Genomic DNA, 307 nt, shown 5'->3' on the forward strand with positions numbered 1-307 from the left:
GCTGGGCATCGACGTGGAACATGACTACGCCCCCCAGTACATCAATATCAAGGATAAATCCAAGCTCATCAAGGAGCTCAAGGCAAAAGCCAAGCAGGCCGACGGCGTTCTGCTGGCAACTGACCCGGACCGTGAGGGAGAGGCCATCAGCTGGCATCTGGCCAATATCCTGGGGTTGGACCCCCAAGAGCCCAACCGCGTGACCTTTGACGAGATCACCAAAAAGGGCGTGCAGAAGGGCATGGCCAATCCCCGTGCCATTGACGAGGATCTGTTCAACGCCCAGCAGGCCCGCCGCATCCTCGAC

1 protein-coding gene is annotated in these 307 nt (G+C 59.0%); it reads left to right on the forward strand.

What is annotated here, in order from left to right; all coding sequences use genetic code 11:
- On the forward strand, positions 1 to 307 hold a 307-nt coding region (locus P0G09_RS18045; protein ID WP_275253358.1), incomplete at both ends, for a toprim domain-containing protein.

It is taken from the genome of Faecalibacterium sp. DFI.5.82, assembly GCF_029076575.1.
Classification (GTDB): Bacteria; Bacillota; Clostridia; order Oscillospirales; family Ruminococcaceae; genus Faecalibacterium; species Faecalibacterium duncaniae.